The organism is Actinomyces procaprae (assembly GCF_004798665.1).
GTDB lineage: Bacteria > Actinomycetota > Actinomycetes > Actinomycetales > Actinomycetaceae > Actinomyces > Actinomyces procaprae.
On the sequence record NZ_CP039292.1, the window covers coordinates 673,234 to 698,036 of the forward strand.

Below are 24,803 nucleotides of genomic sequence, written 5' to 3' on the forward strand. Positions count from 1 at the left end.
TGAGGTCGGTAGATATTGGGTGGAGGAGCCGACATCGTCCTCGTTGCGCGTGATGTCCTCGCGCCGGACGCGTGCGAATGCTCGAGGAGGCGTTGACCTCCGTGATCGAACTCGTCTACTACGCCGGATCGTGCTCTTGTACGCGGGCTAGGGGTCTGCTGAGGGGGTCCGGAGCCTTCAGCGCAGGTCTAACCGGCATAGGAAACTCCGAACAGGCGTTCCCAACGCCATCTCCCTCCACGGCCCCGGTGGCGCGGGCCCGCACCACCACACCCGCAAACGCGCAGAGCCCGTGAGCATCCGATGGTGGCCCCAGCTGTCACAGATTGCACCACTTTCGCCGGGACACGCCGGGAACTTGGCCGACACAACCGCATAATTTCAACGATTTGCCCAAGGCGGCTCGCGTGCGGGCAGGTAAAGTGGTGCAACCAGTGACACCTGGGCGACAGCCACCGCGCCCCGTAGCGTGAGCGGCGCTACAGCACATCCAGCATGGCGGCGACGAAGGCGTCATAGGAGTCGACCGCAGCGAGACGGGTTACCTTGGCCGGATCCACTAACGCCCTGATCACGGCGTCGAACACATCCCCGAAGGAGTCACGACTGTCCGCCGACAGGCACAGCATGGCGACGAGCCTGACCGGCATGCCGTCCCAGTCGATCGGCCGATCAGCCAGGCACACCGCAATCGCAGTACGCGCAGCAGTCATCTCAATCGTGTGCGGAATCGCAGCGCCAGACGCGAAAGAGGTAGGAGACAACCGCTCACGCTCCCTGACCTGGCCCAGGAACTCAGGCCCAACAGCACCCGCCCGAGCCAGGAGTCCCGCCGCCGTTGCCAACGCGCCGTCCCGGCCCTGCCCGCCCGGAATCCGCGTGAACAACTCCGGCTCCATCACCGTGGTCAGCCAGGCCGCAGCCTTGAAACGCTTGTGGCCTGCAGCAATATTCGCCGTCATCTCCCGAATTCGTTCCAAGTCGGCGTCGGTGAGCAGCAGCCCCGTCCGGATCACCGGCACATCGGGCGTAAGCGGCAGCGGTACCGTTGTCACAATGAGATCGGCGGGCAGGTCGGGGCCGACGTCTTCAAGCTCGGTGATCACCCGATCCACCCGCCCGTTTCCGGTGACTGCGGCCGCAACGGCCCGTGTCAGGGGCACGTGGACGTCGTAATAGCGGGGGACGACAACGGCGACGCTCACCTCGTCGTCCTCCGCGTGCATGGTCAGCAGGCGACCGCCCACGTGAAAGGCGATGAAGCCGATCTCGTCCTCGGTTACCTCGATACCCGTCTCCCGCTCGATCTGCCGGGCGATGAAAACCGCGAGCTCGTGCACGAGCGGATGAGTGTTCTTCACCGACTGCCCCACAGGCATCCGCTCGGAATCGTGGTGCGAGGCCCGTTGCACCAGGCTACGTACATGTAGGGCGAGGAAGGCGATGAAGCGTTCGTCGGCCAAGTCCACCAGGTAGTTGTGGTTGAGACGCTCCACGATCCGGGTGACCAGCGTGATGTAGTGCTGGTCAAGGAACGCCCTGACCTCGGGGCTGCCCGCATTCTCCGGTGACATGGGTGTGGCCTTGGTAAGCAGCAGGAGCGCCAGGTAGGCGACCTCCCGCTCCGGCACCCGTACGCCGAATACCTCCGCAATGAGTTCGCTGACCGCATGCGAAACCGGTGCGAGTGCGTCATCCGCCGCCAGGAGCGAATCCTGGACCGAATGCCCTTGACGCACTCGGTCGACCATGACGGCGATATGTGCAACCAGTTCATCCGCGGCCCACTCGTTGACGGACAGTTGGAACTCGTTGAGCACGTTGCGCAAACGCTTCTTGAACCCCAGCAGCTCGGGCTCACGCAGTTGGTGGGCGACCGCCGCGACGTCGATGAACTGGCGTCTGTGCGCGGCTGCCCCGGTGAGGACATGGCGCATGAGCCGACGCTGATCCGACTCCTTCCCTTGCAGGGTCAGGAGATCATGCTTACGGACCAGGCGCAGGCCGAACTGCGCTACCAGCGCCCTCGCCTTACCCAGGTCGCCCTCGATCGTGGAGTCGGATACGCATAGTCGTTCCGCCAGGTCGAATACGCTCACCGGCCCCTGGTCGGCGGCCAGCGCGCGCAGGAGCCGGACCAGTCGGGCCTCGGGGCCTTCGCCCCGGGACCCGACTGTTGAGCTCTTCGCGCGTGCGTGCGCCAGTGCGCCCGCGTCCAGGCGGTAACCGGAGTGCGAGGAGCTGACCACTTTCCCGTAGTGGCTGTTCGCGGCAGTCACGTAGTTACGTATGGTGCGCGTGGAAACCGCCAGTCTGGCCGCCAGCTCGGAGGAGGGGAACGGCCGTGGTTCCTCCTGGAGGACCTGCAGCAGGTCCTCAAAATCCGTCATGGCGCCAAGCTCCGGGCGGCGATCCAGCTAAGGATCTCCTCATAGTCGACTGCCTCCAGGTCGGTTGCGTCGACTTCAAGCAGGTCACCGAGCTGGAAGGTGTCGTACCCGCGTGTGGTGCAGCGCCGGTAGAACTCGTCCCGGGTAAGCAGCCCCGTGGCAGAGGACCGATCCTCCAGCGTGTCGCCGGGGTGGTAGCGGACGACGATGTGCCCCAGGTGCCGTGCAGGATCCAGGTCCCGCCTTCGTTGCCGCTCGAAGAGCACCGCCAGGTCGGCGGTCAGGCGGATCGTCAACGCGGTGGCGCCGTGGTGCTTGCACAGCGCCTTCAGTGTTCCCAGCTGCTTGGCGCTGAACGGATAGTCCGACAGAACCAGCGGAGGCGCGGACCCGCCTCCCGCGTCGCTACTGCGGGTGTCTCGGTTCAGGGCAGCGTCAATCTCATTGAAGAAGATTCCGAGCGCCTTGCGCTCCAGATCCTGCTTCTGCTCGATGTCGTCGAACCCATACTCCTCCCACAGGCGCTCCTTGATGTCATCGATGGACACCTGCGCGCATCCGGGGAAGCGCTCCTGAATACGAGCGCATAGGCGGCTCTTACCGGTCCCGGGTGGACCCGCAACCAGGACGAGGACTGTTCCGCTCATCGTCGCGTCACCGCTTATAGGGATCATTCGGCTCGGCGCCCCATGAACAATGCGATCTTGTGGGCGACGACGTCGCCGACAACGTCATTGCACGGGACGATGTTGTTGCGCAGCGAGTTGTTGACCCTGGTGGCGCCGAACGTCTCCTGCGCCTTGCGAGTCCATCCGACCAGCAGCTCGGTGCCGACGTTGAACTTGCGGATGCCCTTGGCAGTCAGCTCGGGGTAGTCCGCCTCGTCTACGCCCGTGCCGCCGTGCACCACCAGGGGCACGTCGACGGCGTCGTTGATGCGGCCGAGCAGGTCCAGGTCGATCTTGGTCTTCGACTTGAACTGGCCGTGGTTGGTGCCGATGCTTACGGCCAGCGCATCGCAGTCGACCTCGGCGAGGAATCGTTGCGCCTCCTCCGGCTGGGTGTACCTGCCCTCCCGGTTGCGAATGCCCTCCTCGGTGCCGCCGATGGTGCCGATTTCCGCCTCCACGGAGACGCCGTGCTCGTGCGCGAAGCCGACGACGCGGCGGGACTTGGCCACGTTCTCGGCGAAGGGCAGCTGGGATCCGTCGAACATGACGGAGGAGTATCCGGCTGTGATCGCGTCACGGATATCGGTCAGGTCGGTGGCGTGGTCCAGGTGCAGGGCGACGTCGACGATCTCGTCCTCCGCCATTGCCCGGCAGACCGCCACCAGGTTCTTCATGCCCACGTAGCGGGCGGTGCCGGGGGAGGTCTGGATGATGACGGGGGAGCCGAGGTCGCGGGCGGCGCGGATCATCGCCGGGACCATTTCCAGGTTGTGGGCATTGAAGGCGCCGATGGTGTAGCCGACGCGCTTGGCCTCGGCGAGCATTGGGGTGATGGGGAGATACATGTCTCCTAGTTCCTTTCGAATCTGGGGGTGCGGGGCGAAGGCGCCAGGCCGGCCGCCGAGTGTGTGGGAAGGGGCCGGCGGAGACGGCTAGAACTGCGAGCGCATGACGCGCTTGGAAAGGGCGGTCAAGCCGTCGAGCCTGTCCGTCCACCGTTGGATCGCGGCGTCGTCGCGTGCCTTCGCGGCAGTCCTGAGCTGTTCGTTGTAGAGCGAGAGCAGGCCGTTGTAGGCAGGGCCGAACTGCTCGCGGATGGCCATTGAGGCCTCATAGCTGCTGATGGCGGAGTCGGTGTCGCCAACCTCTTGCTGGAGCCCGCCGAGCTCGTTCAGGAGCTTGACCCGCTCCTCGGGGTCTGCCTGTTCCTCCAGTCGACTCATTAGCGCAGTGATGCGTTCCTGCAAGTCTCCGACTTGCTCGGCGTCGGACATTGCACGGTCGGGGGCGGAGACGGGCGCTGATGAGTTCTTGGCGGCGGGGTGCTGACGGCGTTTTCTGCTGAACAGTCCCATGGTGTCCTCAGAACGCATTCATGATGGGGCGGACGATGTAGGCGAACAACAGGCCGGCGGTGATGGTGTCGACGTCGGTTGCAGACAGGTTGGGGAATCCCAGGTTCATGAAGGTGGTCACCAGCAGCGCCGGAAGCAGCGTGATGAACAAGCCGTGCACCACGCCTCCGATGATGGCGCCCCGGCGCCCGCCGACGGTGTTGCCGAATATGCCGGCGGTGCCGCCGGCGAAGAAGTTGGTCAGCATGCCGGGCACGATCACGGCGAAACCGATCGCGGGCAGGGCCACCATGGCGATCAGGGTGCCGATCGTCGTCGTGATGAAGCCGATGACCACTGCGTTGGGCGCGTAGGGGAACAGTACGGGGCAGTCCAGCGCCGGCTTGGAGTCGGGCACGAGCTTCATGGAGATGCCGCGGAAGGCGGGCACGATCTCCCCCAGCAGCAAACGCACGCCGGCCATGAGTACGTAGACGCCGACGACGAACTGGATGGCCTGCAAGAAGGCGTACATCATGTAGTTCATGGTGCCGATGTCCTCGGCCACGGGTTCGGGGCCGGCGACTGCCGCGACTATGAGGAACAGCGGGATCATGACTACTGCGAGGGACATGTAGGTGTCCTGCAGGAACTCCAGCGACCGGGGCAGCTTCAGGTCCTCCGTGGAGGGCTGCTTCTCGACGTTGCGCTTACGTACGAGCCAGGCGACTCCCGCCTCGACCAGGTAGCCGATGGTGCAGAAGTGCCCCAGGGCGATTGCGTCATTGCCGGTGATGCGACGCACGATGGGCTGTGCCAGAGCGGGCATGGCCACGCAGAAGAATCCGCCCACCAGGCTTGCGGCTAGAATCAGCCAGGCCCCGCGCAGGCCGGCCGCATAGCCGAAGATGACGGTCATGGTGGACATCCATAGCAGCGCCTGCCCGGTGAGGAAGATGTACTTCCAGGGGGTGAACCGTGCCAGCACGATGTTGACGATGAAGATGCCCAGGAAGGCCAGGGCGATCTGCCCGCCGAGTCCCAGATTGTTGGTGGCGTAGCCGTTGACGGCCTCAATGCTGGGCACGATCCCGGTGGTGTGGAATGCCGCCTGGAACATCACCCCGAAGTAGGTCAGCGTGGTGACCAGCACGGCGGATCCCGCGGACAGTACGTAGAAGCCCAGGATCGTCTTGAACGTGCCGATGACGACGGCGCCCACGCCCTTCTTCTGCAGGATCAGGCCGAGCATGGCGATCAGGCCGATGATGATGCCGGCCTGGGTGAGGACGTTGTTGATAATCCAGTTGATGACACTCATGACTGCGCCCCCTTGCGCTGTACGACCGGGAGTAGCTTCGCAGCGATCTCGGTCTTGTCCACGATGTTCTTCAGGAAGACGAACGTGATATCGGGGTCGAGCTCGTACTTCTCAATGGTGGGCTTGAAGTTCTCGGCGGACACGATGATGTCTGCGCGTACACCCGGGATGCCGGAGATGGCCTCGTGCCCCAAGTTGGCGCGGATGCCCGCGGCGGCGAGGACTTCTTCCGCCTCCATCTGGCAGGCGAGGCTGCTTCCCAGCCCCGCTCCGCAGATGAAGCAGATGTCGAGTGGTCTGGTCATTTGGATACTCCTTTGTGTCTTGACCGGCGGTGGGAGGCTTGGGGATTCGGATGGCGGATGCGGCCTGGGCCTCATCCCTCCCGACGGAGGATTCGTTGGAACTCCTGGATCGTGGCGGCGGCGACGAGCTGCTCCTGCAAGGGACGATCCCCTGCGATCACCACGAACTCCTTGAGCGCCTGGATGTGGGAGTCGGCGTCAACGGCGGCCAGGCAGAAGACGATGTCCACCGGATCGTTCTCTGGGTGATCGAAGCTGATGGGGTGCTTCAGAGTCATGACGCTCATTGCCTGCCGGTTCACTCCTGCCTCGGGGCGGGCGTGGGCCAGAACCAGGTGCGGTGAGAGCACGATGTACGGTCCGAAGCGGTGCACTGCGTCGATCATCGCCTCGACGTACTCGTCCGTGATGGAGCCGTCGGCCAGCAGCGGCTCGGCGACGGCGGCGATCGCCTGCTGCCAAGTCGCCACGTCCCTGTGAATGACGACGCGGTCATCGGTGATCAAGTCGGTCAGTGCTGTGCTCATGTGTCCGGTCCTCCGTGAGCACGAGTATCGGAGGAGCATGTGTGAGCCCGCCAACAGAGGTTTTTCCGCCTGGGCGCAGCTTGGCGGAAAGCGGCGGAGCGGGCCGGTGCCCCCGCTTCCTGCCGTTGCTACCGACCTCGGTGGTTGTATCTACCGACCTCGGTGGTTGTATCTACCGACCTCGGTGGTTGTTTCTACCGACCTCGGTGGTTGTTTCTACCGACCTCGGCGAGGAGAGGGGTCAGCGCAGGCGGCGGGTAACCCACTCGGTGCTCAGGCGCGCGATCTCCTCGGCGGCCGCGTCGCCGTCGGCCTGCACCTGGCACAGTCGGCTTCCCTCCGGAAGGAGCGGAAATGCCTCGGTGGCGGCCTGCGCCGTGTCCGGTAGCTCATCGGTGAGACCACCATGCAGCATGAGAATCGGCCAGGGCAGGTCGGCCATGGTCTTCTCGGGTGATTGCAGTGAGACGTCGGCAAGTGTCTCCTTGCTGACGACGTCCCACTGGCGGGCATTCGGGTTGTCATCGGGCAGGCGGGTGAGCCCATGCCGGTCCAGTTCGTCAAGCTGCTCGGGGGAGAAGACGTTCTCCCACAGGATCGACTGCGGGCCGACGACGGCGCCGACTACCACCGCAGTGCGCACCTGAGCGGGGCGGGCCAGCAGTGCCGCAGTGGCTCCGAAGCCGTTGGCGTGGATGGCCTGGCGGACGTAGCCCCGGTTTGCGAGCCAGGCTGAGATGGCCTGCAGATCCTCGATCTCGCCGGCCAGGGTGATTACGTCGTCGTCGGACTCACCCAGGCCGGAGAAGTCGAACTGGAGCGTGGCCAGGCCCGCGCGGCGGTACTGCTCGGCGAGCTTGTCCAGGCGATGCGCCAGACCGTGCCGGTCGGTGAGGAAGTCGTGAGCGAGGATGACGATGCCCTCCTCGCGTGGGGGGACGGCACGCCCGGAGCGTACGGCTTCCTCATCGAAGACGTCGGGGTCGAAGGGTGCGGCGCCGTCGGGCAGGTGCATCGTCGCGGCAAGGTTGATGCCGCGTGCGGTGTCGATGCGCAGGTTCGCCATGGCTTCAAACTAGGTCACGGCCCGCTGCAAGTCACGACCGCAGGGGCTGTGGCCGGGCTGATTGCGCTGGCAGCGTGATGGTGCGGACTCGGCGTCAGCTGCGACCCGATCCGATACCAGGAGGTGGAGGCCTGCGCGGCCTCGGGCCCATTCGTACAGCCGAAGTCGTGCGTGTGAGGTGCATGCGTCGGCGCCCGCCCCGCGAACGGGACGGGCGCCGAGTCGTCCGCAACGTGACGGCCGCACGAGTACGCGGCTCAGTATGAGGACTGCTCGTCCTCGTCGTCCGGGGTCTCCTCGGCCTGCTGCGCGCCCTCAGCCTTGAGCGCGGCGAACGCGGCGTCGACGTCGCCGTCGGTGATCTGCGCGGGGGCGGGAGCCCCGGTCAGTGCGGTGTTGCCGCCGGCCTTGAGCGCCGCCAGGCGCGCCTCGGCCTCCAGCTGCTGGTCGGAGGACTCCAGCTCGGCGAACTGGGCCTCCAGGGAGGCGCCGGCGATCTCCATCTGCCCGGCGGCCTGCGCCTCGACGCGGCGCACTTGGTCCTCGTAGCGGGCCAGCTCGCTGGTGGGGTCCATGACGTTGATCGAGCGGATGGCGCCCTGGACCTTGACCTGCGCCTCGGCGTTCTTCTGCCGGGCGACCAGCTGGTCGCGCTTGGTCTGCAGCTCACCGAGCTTGGCCTCCATCTGCTGCAGGCCGGCCTTGAGCTGGTCGACGACCTGCTGCTGGGAGGCGATCATCGGCTCGGCCTGCTTGGCCTCGTTCTCAGCGGTGATCTGCTTGGTCAGGGCGACCTTCGCCAGGGAGTCCCACTTGTCCGCCCCGGCGGTGTCCCCGCCGGCGCGCAGCTCGTCCGCCTTGCGGGATGCGGCCAGCGCCTTGTTGCCCCAGTCCTTGGCCTCGGCGACGTCGGCGTCGTGGTCCTTCTCCGCCAGGCGCAGGTTGCCGATGGTCTGGGCGACGGCGTCGCGCGCCTCGGCGATCGAGGCCCGGTAGTCGCGCACCAGCTGGTCGAGCATCTTCTCCGGATCCTCGGCGCGGTCGATGAGGGCATTGATGTTGGCGCGGGTGAGCTGGGCGATGCGGCCCAGGATCGACTGCTTCTCAGCCATGTGGTTTCCCTTCGTTGTAGCATCCCGGAGGTTGGCCGGGAGGGTCGGTTACCGGAGCCATACTTCCAGCAAACGTGGCGGTTTTGGCTCATCACGGCCGGTTTCGCCGACGACGGATCCGTGCTCCGCCCCATCGGTACGTGCGCATGTGAGGGCGGAGCGCAGGTGCGGCGAATGCCGTTGGCCCGCTCAGAAACGGCCGCCGCCCCCGCCGAAGCCGCCGCCCCCGCCGCCGAAGCTGCCGCCTCCGCCACCGAAGCCCCCGCCGCCGAAGCCGCCGCCACGTGGACCGCCGAAGCCTCCGCCCCGGTAACCGCCGCCGCGGGGCGGTTGCGGCGGGCGCGGGCCTGCGCCCCAACCGCCGTAGTTGCGGTTACCGCCGAGCAGAATGCCCCCCAGCACCAGCGAGCCCAGATCAATGCCGCCGGAGCCGGAGGACCCACCTGACCCGGAGCCCCAGGAGCCGGACCGCCGCACGTCGGCCTCGGCCTGTGCCTGTGCCTGCGCCACCAGCGACTCCCCGGAGGCGACCTCGGCCAGGGCCGCCGTCGGATCGGTGCCCTGCAGGGAGGTGGCGGCCGCAGCGTGCCGGGAGGCCTCGGCCAGGGCGGTGCGGGCGGGGGAGCCGACGGCGCCGCGGTAGCTGGTTATGTACGAGGTCACTGCCGAGATCTGGGAGTTGAGGCGTCCCAGGCGGGAGACCAGGGAGGCGCGGGCGCGTGAGTCGTTCTCCTCCTTCGCCCGGGCCGGCGCCAGGGCGGCGTCCAGCGCTGACTCGGCTCGCTCCAGGTGGTCCAGTGCGGCCAGCGGATCGCCGTCGGGACTAGAAGCGGCGCGGCCCTCGGCCACGGCCGCCTCGGCGTCGGCCACCAGCGGCTGCAACGACGCCGCGGGCACCTGCCCCGCCAACCGCTGGGCGTCCACCAGGTCCGCGGAGATGGAGGCGATGGCCGCTGCCAGGTCGGCGTCGGCCCGCTCCAGGCGTTCACGCACGCCGCGCACCTGTCCGGCCAGCTCGCCCGCCTGGGCGACCGATGCCTGGGCGATGCGTACCTGCTCGACGGCGGTGGACTGATTGCCGGCGTCCATGCTGGCCCGCGCCTGCTCCAGGGCGGTCCGGCCCGCCTCGACCAGCTTGCGGGCGCGTGTGGGTGCCTCGGCGATGGAGGTGAGCGCGCTGTCCGGGTTGGTCGCGTGCAGCGTGGTCAGTAGCGTGTCGGCCGCAGTGATGGCCTGCTCGGCCTCGTCGGCGCGCTGGGCGGTCTCGGCGATGGAGCGCGGCAGGTTCTCCTCGATGCCACGACGCTCCTTGAAGGCAGCCTCCTGCGTCTGGATGGCGGTGGTGGCCTCGGCGCAGCGCGCCAGAATCTCCTGGCACAGCTGCCGCTGGTGGGCCTCATCGCCAGGGGCGTCATCCAGCTGGCCGCGCAGTTCGAATGCTCTCGCCACCTGCTCCTGGGCGGTGGCCAGGGCGGCGGTGAACTCATCGGTGGCGGACAGCCCGAACTGGGCCTGCGCGTAGGACAGCTCCTCGGCGGCGGAGCGCACGGCGTCGTCGGTGCTCACCAGGGTGGCGCCGGTGCGGGTGCGCAACGCCTCCAGGGGCTCGGCGGGCTGGACGGCCCTGCCGGAGCCCTGCTTGCGCTTGCGGCTGCGGCTGTATGCGGCGATGCCGATAGTGCCCGCGGAGACGGCGCCGAGGCCCAGGACCAGGGCGGTGCCGGAGACGCCTGAGCCCGAGGACCCGGCGGCGTCGGCGATCGCCGTGACCGCGCCGTCGTAGTCGCCATCCGTCAGCTCCTTTTGGACGTCGGTGCGTACGGAGTCGAGCTTGGATTCGGACCAGACGGAGTCGTAGGCGGAGCCGCCGAAGGCGAAGCTGTTGGCGCCGTCGGCGGGCAGGTTGATCACCAGCAGCAGGTCGGTGGTGTCCAGGCCGGAGTCCGCCCAGGCCTTGGCGGCGTACTGTTCGGCACTCTGGGAGTCATCGCTCATGGTGACGATCCACAGGCCGACGCCGTCCTCGGCCAGCCGTGCGACTGCCCGCTGTGCCGCGTCGTCGTCGAGGATGCCGGCGTCGTCCGTGACATGGTCGGCAATGCGGGTTGACACCTCGAACGGTGCCACGGCGGCGTTTGCGGCGCCGCCGATGCCGGTGGTGGACAGGACGGCTGAGGCGTGAGACCCGGGATATGGCGCGGCGGTCGCCGTCGCCGCAGCCCCGGCCGCAGCCGCGCCGAGGAGCAGCGCGGCGCTGAGCGCGAGGCGACCCGCCCGGTGCGCCGCGGGCGTGCGCAAGGGCTCTGAGGCGACGTTGGCCCTGCAAGAACGATGGGTGCCGATGAAGGACGTGGTGCCCGTGAACGGGCGGGCAATGGATCTCATCGGTGACATCGTCCCTGGTGAGGGGTGTAACGGCAAGCGGTTTCGCCCGCGGCGCGCCATATCAACCGACCTCGGTACGTAACAACTACCGATCTCGGTGCGTAACAACTACCGATCTCGGTGCGTAACAACTACCGATCTCGGTGAGAGGGGACGGGCCGGCCGTAGTGCAGCTCACAACCGCGGTGCCGGGTTTGCGCGGGCGATGCTCGCGGTTTCAAATGTCCCCATGACTGACGCCATCCGTACCTCCGCCGACGCCGCGGCCCTACCCGCCGGCCCCGCAACCACCGGCCCGATCGTCACGGTGGTCGAGCCCGAGCCGCAGGCGCCCATCGGCCGCCTGCGCGAATGGCTGGCTGCGGAAGGCCTCACCGTGCGCATGGTGCGCCCCGAGGCCGGAGACCCCCTGCCGGCACTGGAGGAACTCGGGGACGCCCTGGTGGTGCTCGGCGGCCCCATGAGCGCCCACGCCGAGGCGGACTACCCCTGGATCACCCCGCTTCGCGACCTGCTGCACGGTGTTGTCGACACGCGGCTGCCCGCCGTCGCCATCTGCCTGGGCGCCCAGATCGCCGCCGAAGCGATCGGCGGCACCACCGCCGCCCCGTCGCCGCACGGCACGGAACGCGGCGTGGTGGATCTGGAGCTGACCGACGCGGCCGCCACCGACCCGCTGTTCTCCGAGATCATCGACGAGGCCGTGCGCGCAGCAGTGCGGGCAGGCATCCCCACCCAGGACGGCACCCGGCTGCCGGTGCTCGTCTCCCACGACGACGGCGTGGTGCGCCTGCCCGAGTCGGCCACCCTGCTGGCGTCCTCCGCGGGGGCACCGGTTCAGGCCTGGCGCGCCGGCAGCCTGCTGGCACTCCAGCACCACCCGGAGTCCACGCCCGAGCGGATGGAGCGGGTGGAGTCACGCGTGACCGCGTGGAAGCTGGGAGCGGTAGCCGACATGGAGGAGCTGAAGGATCTCACCGACGACGAGCTGCCCGCCGAGGCGGTGGCGGCCGGGCGGCGCGTGCGCGCCGACGCGGAGCGGGCCGAGCCCGTGGTGCAGGCCTTCGGCCGTGCACTGGCCCGCGTGTTGGCGCGGCAGGCTCGTGCTCACCGCGCCAGCGGCTACCGCGAGGCCTGAAGCCCCTCCAGGTCCTCGGCGTCGATCACCTCGTAGGCGTAGCCCTGCTCGGCGAGGAAGCGCTGCCGGTGGGCGGCGAACTCCTGGTCCACCGTGTCCCGGGCGATCACCGTGTAGAAGTGTGCCTGCCGGCCGTCGTCCTTGGGGCGCACGATCCGCCCGAGCCGCTGCGCCTCCTCCTGCCGTGACCCGAAGGTGCCGGACACCTGCACGGCCACCGATGCGCCGGGCAGGTCGATGGAGAAGTTGGCGACCTTGGAGACCACCAGCGTGCTCACCTCCCCGGAGCGGAAGGCCTCGTACAGGCGCTGGCGCTCGCGCACCGTCGTCGCCCCGGTGATCAGCGGCGCCCTCAGGTGCTCGGCCAGCTCCTCCAGCTGGTCCACGTACTGGCCGATCACCAGCGCCGACTCCCCGGGGTGGCGGGCCAGCAGGGCGTCGACGATGCGCAGCTTCGCCGGGTTGGAGGCGGCCAGGCGGTAGCGCTCGTCGGCCTCGGCGGTGGCGTAGGCCATCCGCTCCCCGGCGTCCAGGGTCAGCCGCACCTCCGTGCACACCGCCGGGGCGATCCAGCCCTGGTGCTCCAGGTCCTTCCAGGGCGCGTCGTAGCGCTTGGGGCCGATCAGCGAGAACACCTCGTCCTCACGCCCGTCCTCACGCACCAGCGTCGCGGTCAGCCCCAGCCGGCGGCGCGCCTGCAGGTCCGCGGTCATGCGGAAGATCGGGGCGGGCAGCAGGTGCACCTCGTCGTAGACGATCAGCCCCCAGTCGCGGGCGTCCAGCAGGTCCAGGTGCGGGTAGACGCCCTTCCGCTTGGTGGTCAGCACCTGGTAGGTGGCGATGGTGACCGGGCGGATCTCCTTGCGGGCGCCGGAGTACTCGCCGATCTCTTCCTCTGTCAGGGAGGTGAAGCGCAGCAGTTCCTGCTTCCACTGGCGGGCGGAGACGGCGTTGGTCACCAGGATCAGGGTGGTGGTGGCCGAGCGGGCCATGGCGGCCGCCCCCACCAGCGTCTTGCCGGCCCCGCACGGCAGCACGACGACGCCGGAGCCACCCGCCCAGAAGGAGTCGACCGCCTCGCTCTGGTAGGGGCGCAGCGCGAAGGCTCCCTCGACCCCCGCCGCCACATCGGCCGCCGAGTCCTTGAGCGCGATCGGGTGGGCCTCGCCGTCGACGTAGCCGGCCAGGTCCTCCGCCGGCCAGCCGAGCTTGATCAGCACCTGTTTGAGGTGCCCGCGCTCGGAGGGGTGGACGATCACATCCGCGTCCCCCAGGCGCGTCCCCAGCAGGCCCTTGGTGCGCTTGGAGCGCATGACCTCCGCCAGCACGGGGGCGTCGATGGCGTGCAGCACCAGGCCGTGCGCCGGGTCGGTCACCAGCTGCAGCCGCCCGTAGCGGCCCATGGTCTCGGCGATCTCGGTCAGCAGCGAGTGCGGCACCGGGAAGCGCGAGTAGGTGATCAGCACATGGACCACCGTCTCCGCGTCCAGCCCGGCTGCGCGCGCGTTCCACAGCGCCAGCGGGGTGATCCGGTAGGTGTGGATGTGCTCCGGGGCCCGCTCCAGCTCGGCGAAGGGCGCGATGGCCCGGCGCGCGTCGGCGGCGGCGGGGTGGGAGACCTCGAGCAGGACGGTCTTGTCGCTCTGGACGATCAGCGGGCCGTCGGGCGGGGCGGGGGAGTGGCCGGGTTCTGACATGGCCGGAGTATCGCAGGGGTGCGGCGCCGGCCGCCGTGACCCAGCAGACGCCTTCACCGCCGGCGGATCGACGTCGAGATCGGTAGGAGTTATGTGCCGAGATCGGCTGATATGACGGCATCCTGACCTGGGCGACGGCGATGCCGTGCGGCTACTGCCATAGACTCGCCGGTGAGGTGGAGGGGAAGTAGTCCGCCTCGCGTACGATGGAGTCGATGCCGTCCAGGATGTCGTCCAGGGCGAGTCTGAGGCCGCCCATAACGACGGCGTCGTCGCCCAGTCGGGACGCCGCTACCTGCGGGGGGAAGGGACACAGCTCACCGAGCTTGCGGGTGAATCGGGGCAGGAACAGGTCCGCCTGGGCGGAGAAGGCGCCGCCGACGACGACCACCTGCGGCGCTACCGCGAGCACCATGGCGGCGGTTCCCGTGGCCAGCACATCGGCGTACTTGTCGAGTGCGGACAATGCCTGTGCCTCCCCGCGTCGAGCGGACGCGAACAGTTGCTCGCGGCGTGGGCTCGCGCCGTCGTAAAGGGAGTCGGCGAAGGTCTCGTCCTCCAGTTCGCGCCACCGCAGCTGCGGCAGCTCACCGATCAGGCCGGCGGCCCCGTGGAGGCCCTCGTGAACCCGTCCGTTGATCACGCTGGCGGCGCCGGTACGGCTGCCTGCGAGGATGAAGACGACGTCGTCAACCCCCGCGGCAGCGCCCTTCCAGGACTCTCCCCGTGCTCCCAGCGTGCAGTCGCCGGCGCTACGAACCCTGGAGCCCAGTGCGGCGCGGACCGCCTCATCCAACTCAATGCCCTGCCATCCGGGCATGCCGTAGCCGCCGAAGTAGGCCACGCGCCCGTCATGCACGACGCCGGGTGAGGCCACAGTGCAGGTCCACAGGGGGCCGCCCCCGGCGCGCGACAGGGTCTTGCGGGCGAGTTCGGTGGACGCCTTCAATCTGGCGTCTGCCGATAGATCCTCGGCCAGTTCCCGCCGACTGCGCACCAAGACGGTGCCGGCCAGATCGGCGGCCATCGCGGTGACGTGGTGCGCGCCGATGTCCAGGGACAGCACATGGCCCGCGTCCGGACTGAGGCCCACATAAGTGGCGGGTCTGCCCGGCCGGGGCGTTTGGGGGGTTACGGCGGTCTCTGTCAGCCAGCCGAGCTCGCTCAGATCCGCCACCACCGACTCGGCTGCCGGGCGGGTGATACCGGTTCCTGCGGCGATGTCCGCCAGGGTCTGTGGCCCGCCCAGGCAGTAGCGCAGGACGGCAGACATGTTGGCGCGGCGTTGGATGCGGCGGGGTGCTCTCACGACAGGCTCCAGGCAAGGGTGGTGGCGGACTTGACTTTAATAAGTAAGTATAGTTTTAATGGTTGCATCACAACTCCTCCTGAGGACTCAAGGATGACAGACCTCGCTCATACCGCAGCTCAGATCGAGCCCGTATCGCGGTCCGCAAGCCGGTCCGCGCGGCGACGCCGCAACGTGCTGACCGCTTACGCCTACCTCGCGCCCGCGCTCATCGGCTTCCTGGTGTTCTATCTGATCCCGATGGCGCGCGGACTGCAGATCTCGTTGACCGACTGGGACCTGATCACGCAGCCCCGCTTCGTCGGACTGGGCAACTACCGCCGGCTCCTGGCCGATGAGAACTTCCTGCACAGCCTGGTGATCACGGCCACCTACGTGCTGGTCAACATCACCACGCAGACCGCCGCCGGCCTGGGGATCGCGCTTCTGATGCAGCGCATCAGCCACTCCACGCTCGTGCGCTCGATGCTGCTGGTGCCGTGGCTGGTGCCCAATGTGACCATCGCGGTGATCACCCTGTTCGTCCTCGATCCGAATGTCGGTCTGCTCAATCACCTGCTGGGCGGCGTGGGTGTGGGCCCCATTGCCTTCTACGGCAACCCCGACCTGGCGATCATCACTGTGGCACTGGTGAACTCGTGGCGGAACATGGGTTACACGGCGCTGCTCATATTCGCCGGCATGCAAACCGTCCCCCGCATGGTCTACGAGGCCGCCGAACTGGACGGCTCCTCAACCGCTCGCACCCTGTGGTCCGTCACCCTGCCGCTGATCAGACCGGTGCTCGTAATGGTCGTCGTCGTCTCAATGATCGGCTCCTTCCAGATCTTCGACACCGTCGCCGTCGCAACCAAAGGAGGTCCCGTGGGAGCGACCCGGGTGATCTACTTCTACATCTACGAGAAGGCCTTCCAGCAGGGGCAGATGGGTTACGCCGCGGCCATGGCCGTGGTACTGCTGCTGATCATCTTGGTCATGACACTTATCCAGCTGCGGGTCTCCCGGGCAGCGGAATCGGATCTGGGGTGAATGACATGACCGACACCGCACGCACCGTTACTCGTCGGCCCGCCCTGCTGCGCCGCCCCGGCCGAGTCCTGGGCTGGGCCCTGCTGATCCTGCTGCTGCTGATTACGCTGACGCCCTTCGCCTGGGCGATCCGCACCGCGCTGATCTCCAACGCCGAGGTCTTCAACGGCGACTATTCCCTCATTCCGCGCAACCTGACTCTGATCAACTTCAAACGGGTACTCGGGCTGGTCGGCGTGGAGGAGAGCCTCGCCGCCGGCGGGTCGGGCGCCAAGATGTACTTCTGGCTCTATCTGCGCAACTCGCTGATCTTCACCGCACTGCTGGTCGTGGGCCAGGTGACTACCTCCACCATGGCCGCCTACGCCTTCTCCCGGCTGCGCTTCCCCGGACGGGACCTGCTGTTCGGGCTGCTGCTGACCGGCATGATGATCCCTCCGATCTTCATCGTGCTGCCGAACTTCGTGCTCATCAAGAACGCGGGCCTGCTGAACACCTTCACCGGCCTGCTCGCCCCCTACGTGCTGGTCAGCCCCTTCGCGATCTTCTTCCTACGCCAGTTCATGCTCTCGCTGCCCCGGGAGGTGGAGGAGGCGGCCATGCTCGACGGCGCAAGCTCGTGGACCACCTTCCGCAAGGTGATAGTCCCGATGACTGCCACGCCGATCACCACGGTGGCGATTATCCAGGCGGTCTTCGCCTGGAACGAGTACCTGTGGCCACAGCTGATCGGCCAGGACCACGGGGTCCGCCTGCTCAACGTGGCGCTGGCCGTCTTCCAACAGAGCTCGCCCTCCACCCGCCCCGACTGGACCGGCCTCATGGCCGCAGCCACCCTGCAGACGATCCCCATGCTGATCGTCCTGCTGGTACTCGGCCGCAAGCTCGTCTCCTCCATCAGCCTCACCTCAGCCAAGTGAAACCGCGCCATCGGCGCCCAATCCCATCTCGAAGGAGAGAACCATGAAACGCACCATTGCGCTCCTGACCGCCGTCGCCCTATCCGGGGTGACGCTGGCGGCCTGCACCCCGGCGGAGCTCAGCTCCGACGGCGACGGCGAGAACATCGTCTACTCGCTGTGGGACCCCAACCAGCAGACGGCCTACCAGAAGTGCGCCGATGCCTTCACCAAGGAGACCGGCATCGGCGTCACCATCGATCAGAAGGGCTGGGACGACTACTGGCAGAACCTCACCGTCGGCCTGAACTCCGGGACCGCCCCGGACGTGATCACCAACCACGTCGCCCACTACCCCGAGCTCGCCTCCAAGGGAGCACTGGCGGACCTGTCCGATCGCATTGAGAAGGACGGGATCGACCTGGACCAGTACACCGGTGACCTGGCCTCCCTGTGGAACTACGACGGCAAGACCTACGGCATCCCCCAGGACTGGGACACCATAGCCCTGGTCTACAACGTAAAGGACGTAAAGGACGCGGGCGTCGATCCAGCCGATCTGAAGGACCTGGACTGGAACCCGACCGACGGCGGCTCCTTCGGCAAGCTCATCGCCCGCCTGACCGTCGACGAGAACGGCGTGCGGGGAGACGAGCCCGGCTTCGACAAGACCAAGGTGGCCACCTACGGCTGGGGCCTGGAGACCGGCGGTGGGGTAGTCGGTCAGGGCCCCTGGTCCTGGCTGGCCCTGTCCAACGGCTTCGACTACCTGGACAAGAATCCCTTCGGGACCCGCTACAACCTCGACTCGCCCAAGCTGATCGAGGCCATGGCCTGGTGGCAGAAGCAAATCGATGCCGGTTATGTCACTCCGGTAGAGCAGGCCGGAAACCTGGGGCTGGAGCCAATGATGGAGCAGAACAAGGCGGCCCTGGTTCCCGACGGCTCCTGGCGGATCAACACCTGGGCCGGTTCCGAGGCGCAGGAGTTCGCCTTCGCCCCGCTGCCCAAGGGTCCCGAGGGGCGCAAGACCATCATCAACGGTCTGGCTCCCTCCATCACCGCCTCCTCCAAGCACCAGGATGAGGCCTGGCAGTGGGTCAAGTACCTCACCTCCGAGGCCTGCCAGTCGGTAATCGCCCAGGAGGCCGTCGTCTTCCCCTCCATCACGGCGCAGTCCGAGGCCGCCGCCAAGGCCCATGAGGACGCCGGAGTCGATGTGTCCGCCTTCCTCGACATCGCCCAGGACCCCGAGGCGCTGTCCTACTACCCGATCACCTTCAAGGCCGATGAGATCAACTCCGAGGCCGACGTCGTGATCGAGCGAATCCAGCGCGGTGAGGCGGATCCCGCCACCGCCCTGCCCGAGCTGGCAACCAAGGTCAACTCCCTGCTGGAGGAGTGATAGCCATGACGTCCCCCGTGCCCGTACAGCTGATCCTGACGCGTCAAGACACCACCTGGACCCTCCAGGGCGACCTCATCGGACAGAGCCCGCAGACAGCCGACCCATCAGTCGGCGTCGTCCTGCCCGCCGGCTCCCTGGTGGTCGAGCACCCCGGCCGGGACACCGCGGAGCTCTACCGGCACGGGTGGACGTCATGGTCACCGACCTCTTGGTGGTCTCAGGAGCGCCGCCCCTGGAGAGTGTGGGAGAACCCCGAGCGCACGGCAACCGCGGAGGACCCCGCGACCGACCGCTATGACCGCCACCGCTCCTACCTGCTCACCGCCGTGGAGCTGCCCGAGAGCCCCGACGCACCCGGGGAGGTGGAGTATCTGCTGGTGGGCAGTCTCGGCGGCAGGAGCGGTGTCCTTGATGTCCTACCCGGTCGAATCGAGGCGACCACTCTGGGCCGGGCCGCCGGGGACTACGGAGAAGTAGTCGAGGGCGCCGACGCAGAGGCCGGAATCGACTGGTGGATCGGCGTCGGCCCGGAACTGGAGGTGTTCGCACGTTGGACGCGCGCCCTGGCGAACTCCGTCGGGCTGTCCGTGGAGGCGCAGGCACAACGCGAGGACCCGGGTCCCGTGTGGTCCTCCTGGTACTCGTGGTTCGAGGAGATCACCGCCGAGAGGATCGAGGCGGAGATTCTGCCCGCCGCGGCCAACGGCTACGGCGTCGTTCAGATAGACGACGGCTGGCAGCGCGCCGTGGGCGACTGGCGGCCCAACGGGGACTTCCCCGAGGGCATGGCGGTCCTGGCCGAGCAGATTCACGACGCCGGGATGGAGGCCGGTCTCTGGCTGGCCCCGTTCATAGTCTCCGCGCAATCGCCGCTCGTCCGCGAGCGCCCCCAACTGCTGGTCCACACCGAGTCCGGCGAGCCCGCGGTCGCCGGCTACAACTGGGCGGCGCCGTACTACGCCCTGGATTGCACCCATCCCGAGGCACTGGCGTACATCCGGCAGCTCATCGAGCGGGTGACCGGATGGGGGTACGGCTACCTCAAGCTCGACTTCCTCAACGCTGCGGCCATACGTGGAGTCCGCCACCGCCGACTCGACCGGGAGGCCGCCTACCGGCTCGGGCTGGAGGCCATACGGGAGGCCGCCCCCAATGCCTACCTGATGGCCTCCGGAGCCGTAATCGCCCCGTCACTGGGCGTGGTGGACGGCATGCGGGTGGGTCCCGACACCGCCCCCTACTGGGACAACACCGAACGCAGGCGTGATCCCAGCGGCCCGGGCATGCGCAACGCCCTGCGCGCAGCAGTGGCCAGGTACTGGCTGAGCGGCATCGTCGACACGGACCCCGACGTCGCCTTCACGCGCTCACGGGGATCGCTCCTCAGCCCCGAGGCCTGCGCCATCACCCACGACCTGGCGCTGGTGACCGGCGTCGTCGGCTGCTCGGACCCGGACGCGTGGCTGACGGACGCCGAGCGGCGACAGGTGCGCGATCTTTGTATCCGTGCCTTGGCGAAACCGAAGGTCTGGCGCACGGGCAGGTACTGCTTCGAGGTGGACGGACGCGGCATCGACTTCGAGCCCTGGATCAATCCCCGCTCACGCGTCAGCGACCGGATCCTGGCCAAATGAAAAGTGGTCATACATACATGGAGGGATTACGTCGGCCTGTTCCCGGTCAAGCAGTCGTTCGCGCTGCCGAATGGAGCCAGCTTCGCCGATGACTTCCATCTCTTCGAGTTCGATTGGGATGCACACGGAATGACGGTTGCGGTAGACGGTGCCGCGGTGGCGTCCACGCAGGTCACCGTGGGCTATCCCATGATGACCCTGCTGGGAATCTATGACAATCTCAAGGGAGGGTGGACCGGGCCTTACGATCCCGCAGTGCCGTACCCGAAGTACTTCGATATTGATTACTTCCGGGCATATCAGAAGACTCCCGCCCTCCCGTACGAGCTCACTATCGCGGACGGTTATCTGCGTGGCCAGACTCGCTCCGACAGGTGGGTTACGCGGTGGCTGGGCGGGGAGGGGAACGACGCCACCCTGGCCAATGTCTGGGTTCCGGAGGATGGCGAGTACACGCTGACATTCAACTACCGCTGTGCCGAGCCGCGTAGCTTCCGAGTGCTGGTGGCGTGGAGGAGTGAGGCCGAGATCAAGGGGGTGTCGAACGGCACCTTCACCGGCAGCTTCTCCAAGCTGTCCATCAAGGCGAGGCTCTCGGCGGGAGTGAACTCCGTAACCGTGGACAACCCGGACGGTCCGGCGCCGGACTTCGGAAACCTCAGGGTCGACTACTAATCCTCGCGCGCGGGCAGGGGGGAGGGCGGCGGCGCTACATTGGTGCGGATGAGCGCAGGACACGCCGACCGCATCCGGACCGAGGGCTCGCCTAACGCGGCTGGGGCGAGACGTGAGGGCGAGTTCGCGGTCGCGAGCATCGAGCAGTTGGCCGCCCACCTGATGGCCCTGCCCGATCGCGACGTCGCCGCGCTTCTCGCCGCCCGTCCCGATCTGGTGTCTCCGCCCTCCGCCTCCTTCACCGCCCTGGCCGCGCGCGCCTGCGCCCGTCCCAGTGTGGAGGCCGCCCTGCGTGACCTGGATGCAGTCACCATCGCCGTTGCCGAGGCCGTCGTCGCCCTGGGCCATACCAACGCCGACGCCCTGGCGCCCGCCCTGGAGCTGGCTGTCGAGGACGTCGCCGCTCGCCTGGTGGTGCTCGCCCGCTTGGCGCTGGTCCTGGAGGCGGGCCCGGTACCCGGACTCGCCGACGCATTCGGGCCGTATCCCTTCGGGCTGGGCCCCTGGGCCGCCGAACCGCTCACCGCCGCGCAGCTCCCGCCCCCGCTCACCGCCCTGGAGGAGGCGGAGGGGGCGGACTCCGCCCCGGGCACTGCGGTGTTGAGGGCCCTGACCTGGGGGCCGCCGGTGGGCACGCTCGACCCCGGCAACCACTCCGCCGCGGCGGCCCAGCTGGTTGCGCGCGGTTGGCTCGAGCGCGCTTCGGACTCGGCCGGGCGCACTCGCTTCATACTGCCGCGAGAAGTCGGCCTCGCCCTGCGCGGAGGCAGACTCACCCGCCGTCCGCCGGCGCCCCCGTCCGCCGATGCCCTGGACGTCGTGGCCTCCGACGCCGTCGCCTCCGAGGCCGTGAGCCGCGCCGAGGAGGCGGTCCGGCTGGTCCGCGAGCTTCTGGCCGAGTGGGACCGTGAAGGCGGGCAGATCCTGCGCACCGGGGGCGTGGGCGTGCGGGTTCTGGACCGCACCGCCGCCGCCGTCGGACTGGAGCGCGGCGAGGCCGCCACGGTCATTGAGCTCGCGGCCGGCGCCGACCTGCTGGGCCTGGACGAGTCCGGCGCCGCCTGGATCCCGGCGACCACGGTCCCCGCCTGGCTGGAGGCGGAACTGCCCGAGCAGTGGGCGGCGCTCGCGGCCGCCTGGCCGGAGTCTGCGCGCACCCCTTGGCTGGTCGGTACGCGCTCCGACGACGGCGTCCTGCGGCCGGTCCTGGGGGCCGACGTCGAGGCCGGCTGGGCCGGCAGGCTGCGTCGGCGCGTCCTGATCCTGCTCGACTCGCTGCCCGAGGGGACAGTCGTCGACGCCGCCTGGGCGCATGACGCGCTCACCTTCGCCCGTCCCCGTCGGCAGATCCCCGAGGGCGCCGTCGGGGCGGTATTGGCTGAGGCGGAGCTCCTCGGCCTGACCGGCGGCGGTGCCCTCAGCCGTGCCGGCAGGGTGCTGGCCGCGGCACTGCGCACTGCGGCACCCGCCGCCTCCGGTGCGGCCACGCTGAACGCGGACGCCGCCGAGCCCGTCGACTCCGGGCAAGGCGGTGGGATGCTGCCCGCGGCACTCGAACAGGCACTGGCCGCGGACCTGCCTGCCGGCGTCGACACCCTGCTGGTCCAGTCGGACTTGACGGCCATCGTCCCCGGTCGCCCCACTCCCGCCCTCGCTGCGGTCCTGGAACGCAGCAGCGTGGTCGAGTCCCGTGGGGGCGGTCTCACTGTCCGCTTCACTCCGGAGTCCGTCCGCCGCGCCCTGGACGACGGGTGGTCCGCCGGCGAGCTGGTGCAGGCGCTGACCCGCTTCAGCCTCACCCCGCTGCCCGGCGCGCTGACCGTCCTCATCGACGACGCGGCCCGCCGCCACGGCGCGGTGCGCGTACGCGAGGTGGCCAGCGTGCTGCGCGTGGAGGATCCGGCAGTCGCCGCCGGGATCCTCGCCGACGCGTCCGTGCGCGACCTGGGCCTGGACCAGGTGGCTCCCGGGATCATTCTGTCGTCGGCTCCCGCGGGGGCGGTGCTCCGCGAGCTGCGCGGCGCCGGCCTGGCCCCGGTGCTGGAGAACGAGCGCGGGAGCGTCGTGGTGTCAGGCGTCGGCGGAGGCGACCGCCGCCGGCGGGTACTCGCGCCGCAGCCCGCCCGCCCCGGCAATCAGCACTCCGTGCGCCTGCGGCGTCCCGGTCGCCGTGAGCTGGCCGGCCTCGTGGGTCGGCTGCGCGCGGGGGAGGAGACGCAGCGTGCAGCCGGCGGGGCGTCGTCGTCGGCCGGCGACCCGGTGCAGGTGCTTGCCCTGCTGCGTCAGGCGCAGGCCACGCGCGCGCGGGTGCGTCTGCGCCTGACCGGCGCTGACGGAACGCAGCAGGAACGCACCGTGCGGGTGCTCGCCGTCGAGGCGGGGCGCGTCCGGCTGGCGGACCTGGGGCGTGAGACCGAACTCACCGTGGCGGTGCACCGGATCGTGTCGGTTCAAGCGGGCTGACGGATGCGGCGGCCCGGGGGCTGCCGGTGAGGGACGTCCGCCGCCCCGTCCGCTTACACTGGAACCGTGACTGACGCAGCGACAGATACGTCGAAGAACACCGCGAGCGGAAGGCCGGCGGCCCCGGCGGCGCGCCCCGGAGCCCTGCCGACGGCGGCGCAGCAGGCTGTTGCCGCGAAGGACAAGGTCCTGACCTCCCCCGCTGCCATCGATGCGGCCCGCAGCGCCCTGGGAGAGATCACTGAACCGCTTTCGGTCGGGCAGTACGCCGCGTCCCGGCAGTTGGACAAGCGTCTGATCACTCACCTGTTCGACTGCAACCTGACGGGTTACCGCGGTTGGCGCTGGGCGGTGACCATGTCTCGGCCGCCGCGCGGCCGTACCGCCACGATCTGTGAGATGGAGCTGCTTCCGGGGGAGGAGGCGCTGCTGGCGCCGGCCTGGGTGCCCTGGGCCGATCGGCTGCGCCCGGGGGACGCCACCCGCTCCGACCGCCTGCCCAGGCGAGAGACGGATGAGCGCCTCGAGCCCGGCTGGGAGGCCACCGGCGAGGACAGCGACGCCGTCGCCCTGGACGAGCTCGACCTCGGCCGCGCCCGCGTGCTGTCCGCCGAGGGCTACCGGCGCGCCGCGCAGCGCTGGTACGACGGCGAATCCGGCCCCGACGCCGACGGCGTGCGCAAGGCGCATGCCACATGCTCAACCTGTGGCTTCCTGGTGCCCATGGCGGGGCGCCTGCGCAACACCTTCGGAGTGTGCGCCAACGAGTGGGCGGCCGACGACGGGAGGGTCGTCTCCTTGGACCACGGCTGCGGAGCCCACTCCGAAACCGACCTGCCCGATCAGGGCCCCGAGTGGCCGGTGTCGCCGTCGCGCCTGGACGAGGAGGCCATGGAGCCGCTGGCCACGAATGGCACTGACCTGCGCGGCGGACGCACCCGTGAGGAGGAGCAGGCGGAGCCGGAGGCTGGGCAGGCTGCGGAGGCCGAGGTGCCGACTCCGGAAGCGCCCGCGCAGGCGCCGGAGGCCGATTCGGTGCGGGAGGAGTCGCCGCGGGAGCCGGAGGCCGGGACTGCGCCGGAGGAGTCGCCGCGGGAGCCGGAGGCCGGGATTGCGTCGGAGGAGTCGCCGCGGGAGCCGGAGGCGGCCGCCTCTCGCCGTGCCGCCTCCGCCCGTGACGCGGTCGCCGATCTGGCTCTGGAGCGCGAGCACCATGACGTCACGCAGCGCCATGCCGCCGCGGATGCCCTGGCCGAGCTTGAGGCCTCACTGCCGACGCGTGCCTGAGCCGACGTACTCACCCTGACGCCCCACAAGCGGGCGGCCTCCGCCGGGCCCGGTGGGCACGTCGGGCGGTGGCCGCTCGGCGCTTTGGGCCTTCCCTGCGTAGGCGTGCGCTCGTGTCCAAGGGGCGACCGGAGTTTCATCACAGTCCAGGCG

Annotated in this window: 20 protein-coding genes; 8 read left to right on the forward strand and 12 right to left on the reverse strand. The window is 68.9% G+C overall.

Annotation, left to right across the window (positions count from 1 at the left end; all coding sequences use genetic code 11):
• Positions 1 to 479: 479 nt before the first annotated feature.
• From E4J16_RS02545 to E4J16_RS02590, 10 genes are all read right to left on the reverse strand, one after another.
• Positions 480 to 2,390, reverse strand: coding sequence for a BglG family transcription antiterminator (locus E4J16_RS02545; protein ID WP_136194451.1), 1,911 nt, complete (start codon positions 2,388 to 2,390; stop codon positions 480 to 482).
• A complete protein-coding gene (locus tag E4J16_RS02550) occupies positions 2,387 to 3,037 on the reverse strand; it encodes a P-loop nucleotide/nucleoside kinase family protein (RefSeq protein ID WP_168708208.1) in 651 nt (216 codons plus the stop codon). Before E4J16_RS02550 ends, E4J16_RS02545 begins: the two co-directional genes overlap by 4 nt.
• 23 nt (positions 3,038 to 3,060) lie before the next feature.
• On the reverse strand, positions 3,061 to 3,906 hold the full coding sequence (locus E4J16_RS02555) for a class II fructose-bisphosphate aldolase (RefSeq protein ID WP_136194453.1): 846 nt from the start codon (positions 3,904 to 3,906) through the stop codon (positions 3,061 to 3,063).
• Between the two features lie 87 nt (positions 3,907 to 3,993).
• Positions 3,994 to 4,434, reverse strand: a complete 441-nt coding sequence (locus E4J16_RS02560; protein WP_136194454.1) for a hypothetical protein — start codon at positions 4,432 to 4,434, stop codon at positions 3,994 to 3,996.
• Positions 4,424 to 5,716, reverse strand: coding sequence for a PTS sugar transporter subunit IIC (locus E4J16_RS02565; protein ID WP_136313179.1), 1,293 nt, complete (start codon positions 5,714 to 5,716; stop codon positions 4,424 to 4,426). Before E4J16_RS02565 ends, E4J16_RS02560 begins: the two co-directional genes overlap by 11 nt.
• Positions 5,713 to 6,021 carry a PTS sugar transporter subunit IIB gene (locus tag E4J16_RS02570; RefSeq protein WP_136194456.1) on the reverse strand — a complete coding sequence of 103 codons (309 nt, stop codon included), beginning with the start codon at positions 6,019 to 6,021 and terminating at the stop codon, positions 5,713 to 5,715. Before E4J16_RS02570 ends, E4J16_RS02565 begins: the two co-directional genes overlap by 4 nt.
• A 71-nt stretch (positions 6,022 to 6,092) precedes the next feature.
• Positions 6,093 to 6,548, reverse strand: coding sequence for a PTS sugar transporter subunit IIA (locus tag E4J16_RS02575; RefSeq protein WP_168709450.1), 456 nt, complete (start codon positions 6,546 to 6,548; stop codon positions 6,093 to 6,095).
• Positions 6,549 to 6,789: 241 nt separating this feature from the next.
• Positions 6,790 to 7,614 carry an alpha/beta hydrolase family protein gene (locus tag E4J16_RS02580; protein ID WP_136313181.1) on the reverse strand — a complete coding sequence of 275 codons (825 nt, stop codon included), beginning with the start codon at positions 7,612 to 7,614 and terminating at the stop codon, positions 6,790 to 6,792.
• A gap of 257 nt (positions 7,615 to 7,871) precedes the next feature.
• The gene (locus tag E4J16_RS02585; protein ID WP_136194459.1) at positions 7,872 to 8,726 is read right to left on the reverse strand and encodes a PspA/IM30 family protein; all 855 of its coding nucleotides are present in this window, start codon (positions 8,724 to 8,726) and stop codon (positions 7,872 to 7,874) included.
• A 189-nt stretch (positions 8,727 to 8,915) separates the two neighbouring features.
• Positions 8,916 to 11,111 (reverse strand): TPM domain-containing protein, encoded by a 2,196-nt coding sequence (locus E4J16_RS02590; protein WP_136313182.1) that lies wholly within the window; start codon positions 11,109 to 11,111, stop codon positions 8,916 to 8,918.
• Positions 11,112 to 11,340: 229 nt separating this feature from the next.
• On the opposite strand from E4J16_RS02590, the gene E4J16_RS02595 reads away from it, so the two are divergent.
• Positions 11,341 to 12,249: a type 1 glutamine amidotransferase gene (locus E4J16_RS02595; RefSeq protein ID WP_240038237.1), complete on the forward strand. Its 909-nt coding sequence runs from the start codon at positions 11,341 to 11,343 to the stop codon at positions 12,247 to 12,249.
• On the opposite strand, the gene E4J16_RS02600 is transcribed toward E4J16_RS02595, so the two are convergent.
• Positions 12,234 to 13,946 (reverse strand): DNA repair helicase XPB, encoded by a 1,713-nt coding sequence (locus tag E4J16_RS02600; protein ID WP_136313183.1) that lies wholly within the window; start codon positions 13,944 to 13,946, stop codon positions 12,234 to 12,236. The two genes, E4J16_RS02595 and E4J16_RS02600, sit on opposite strands and share 16 nt — an antisense overlap.
• A gap of 151 nt (positions 13,947 to 14,097) precedes the next feature.
• Positions 14,098 to 15,255 carry an ROK family protein gene (locus E4J16_RS02605; protein ID WP_136313184.1) on the reverse strand — a complete coding sequence of 386 codons (1,158 nt, stop codon included), beginning with the start codon at positions 15,253 to 15,255 and terminating at the stop codon, positions 14,098 to 14,100.
• Positions 15,256 to 15,348: 93 nt separating this feature from the next.
• Between E4J16_RS02605 and E4J16_RS02610 the strand changes: the two genes are divergently transcribed.
• The 7 genes from E4J16_RS02610 to E4J16_RS15935 all read left to right on the forward strand — a co-directional run bounded on the left by E4J16_RS02610 (position 15,349) and on the right by E4J16_RS15935 (position 24,650).
• Positions 15,349 to 16,284, forward strand: a complete 936-nt coding sequence (locus E4J16_RS02610) for a carbohydrate ABC transporter permease (protein WP_136194464.1) — start codon at positions 15,349 to 15,351, stop codon at positions 16,282 to 16,284.
• Positions 16,285 to 16,289: 5 nt separating this feature from the next.
• Positions 16,290 to 17,204, forward strand: a complete 915-nt coding sequence (locus tag E4J16_RS02615) for a carbohydrate ABC transporter permease (RefSeq protein ID WP_136194465.1) — start codon at positions 16,290 to 16,292, stop codon at positions 17,202 to 17,204.
• Positions 17,205 to 17,247: 43 nt separating this feature from the next.
• Positions 17,248 to 18,588 carry an ABC transporter substrate-binding protein gene (locus E4J16_RS02620; RefSeq protein WP_136313185.1) on the forward strand — a complete coding sequence of 447 codons (1,341 nt, stop codon included), beginning with the start codon at positions 17,248 to 17,250 and terminating at the stop codon, positions 18,586 to 18,588.
• A gap of 5 nt (positions 18,589 to 18,593) precedes the next feature.
• Positions 18,594 to 20,225: a glycoside hydrolase family 36 protein gene (locus tag E4J16_RS02625; RefSeq protein ID WP_136313186.1), complete on the forward strand. Its 1,632-nt coding sequence runs from the start codon at positions 18,594 to 18,596 to the stop codon at positions 20,223 to 20,225.
• A gap of 3 nt (positions 20,226 to 20,228) precedes the next feature.
• Positions 20,229 to 20,900, forward strand: coding sequence for a family 16 glycosylhydrolase (locus tag E4J16_RS02630; protein ID WP_136313187.1), 672 nt, complete (start codon positions 20,229 to 20,231; stop codon positions 20,898 to 20,900).
• Between the two features lie 48 nt (positions 20,901 to 20,948).
• Positions 20,949 to 23,363, forward strand: a complete 2,415-nt coding sequence (locus E4J16_RS02635; RefSeq protein ID WP_136313188.1) for a helicase-associated domain-containing protein — start codon at positions 20,949 to 20,951, stop codon at positions 23,361 to 23,363.
• Between the two features lie 66 nt (positions 23,364 to 23,429).
• Complete coding sequence (locus E4J16_RS15935; RefSeq protein ID WP_275669581.1) at positions 23,430 to 24,650, forward strand: DUF3027 domain-containing protein; 1,221 nt, start codon at positions 23,430 to 23,432, stop codon at positions 24,648 to 24,650.
• The last annotated feature ends 153 nt before the right edge of the window (positions 24,651 to 24,803 follow it).

Coding starts and splice junctions, on each gene's coding strand:
- E4J16_RS02590 (WP_136313182.1), bottom strand. CDS start 11,111: ATGAGATCCATTGCCCGCCCGTTCACGGGCACCACGTCCTTCATCGGC.
- E4J16_RS02600 (WP_136313183.1), bottom strand. CDS start 13,946: ATGTCAGAACCCGGCCACTCCCCCGCCCCGCCCGACGGCCCGCTGATC.
- E4J16_RS02615 (WP_136194465.1), top strand. CDS start 16,290: ATGACCGACACCGCACGCACCGTTACTCGTCGGCCCGCCCTGCTGCGC.
- E4J16_RS02635 (WP_136313188.1), top strand. CDS start 20,949: ATGAGCGCAGGACACGCCGACCGCATCCGGACCGAGGGCTCGCCTAAC.
- E4J16_RS02565 (WP_136313179.1), bottom strand. CDS start 5,716: ATGAGTGTCATCAACTGGATTATCAACAACGTCCTCACCCAGGCCGGC.
- E4J16_RS02625 (WP_136313186.1), top strand. CDS start 18,594: ATGACGTCCCCCGTGCCCGTACAGCTGATCCTGACGCGTCAAGACACC.
- E4J16_RS02560 (WP_136194454.1), bottom strand. CDS start 4,434: ATGCGTTCTGAGGACACCATGGGACTGTTCAGCAGAAAACGCCGTCAG.
- E4J16_RS02545 (WP_136194451.1), bottom strand. CDS start 2,390: ATGACGGATTTTGAGGACCTGCTGCAGGTCCTCCAGGAGGAACCACGG.
- E4J16_RS02580 (WP_136313181.1), bottom strand. CDS start 7,614: ATGGCGAACCTGCGCATCGACACCGCACGCGGCATCAACCTTGCCGCG.
- E4J16_RS02570 (WP_136194456.1), bottom strand. CDS start 6,021: ATGACCAGACCACTCGACATCTGCTTCATCTGCGGAGCGGGGCTGGGA.
- E4J16_RS02555 (WP_136194453.1), bottom strand. CDS start 3,906: ATGTATCTCCCCATCACCCCAATGCTCGCCGAGGCCAAGCGCGTCGGC.
- E4J16_RS02575 (WP_168709450.1), bottom strand. CDS start 6,548: ATGAGCACAGCACTGACCGACTTGATCACCGATGACCGCGTCGTCATT.
- E4J16_RS02620 (WP_136313185.1), top strand. CDS start 17,248: ATGAAACGCACCATTGCGCTCCTGACCGCCGTCGCCCTATCCGGGGTG.
- E4J16_RS02610 (WP_136194464.1), top strand. CDS start 15,349: ATGACAGACCTCGCTCATACCGCAGCTCAGATCGAGCCCGTATCGCGG.
- E4J16_RS02550 (WP_168708208.1), bottom strand. CDS start 3,037: ATGAGCGGAACAGTCCTCGTCCTGGTTGCGGGTCCACCCGGGACCGGT.
- E4J16_RS02595 (WP_240038237.1), top strand. CDS start 11,341: ATGACTGACGCCATCCGTACCTCCGCCGACGCCGCGGCCCTACCCGCC.
- E4J16_RS02585 (WP_136194459.1), bottom strand. CDS start 8,726: ATGGCTGAGAAGCAGTCGATCCTGGGCCGCATCGCCCAGCTCACCCGC.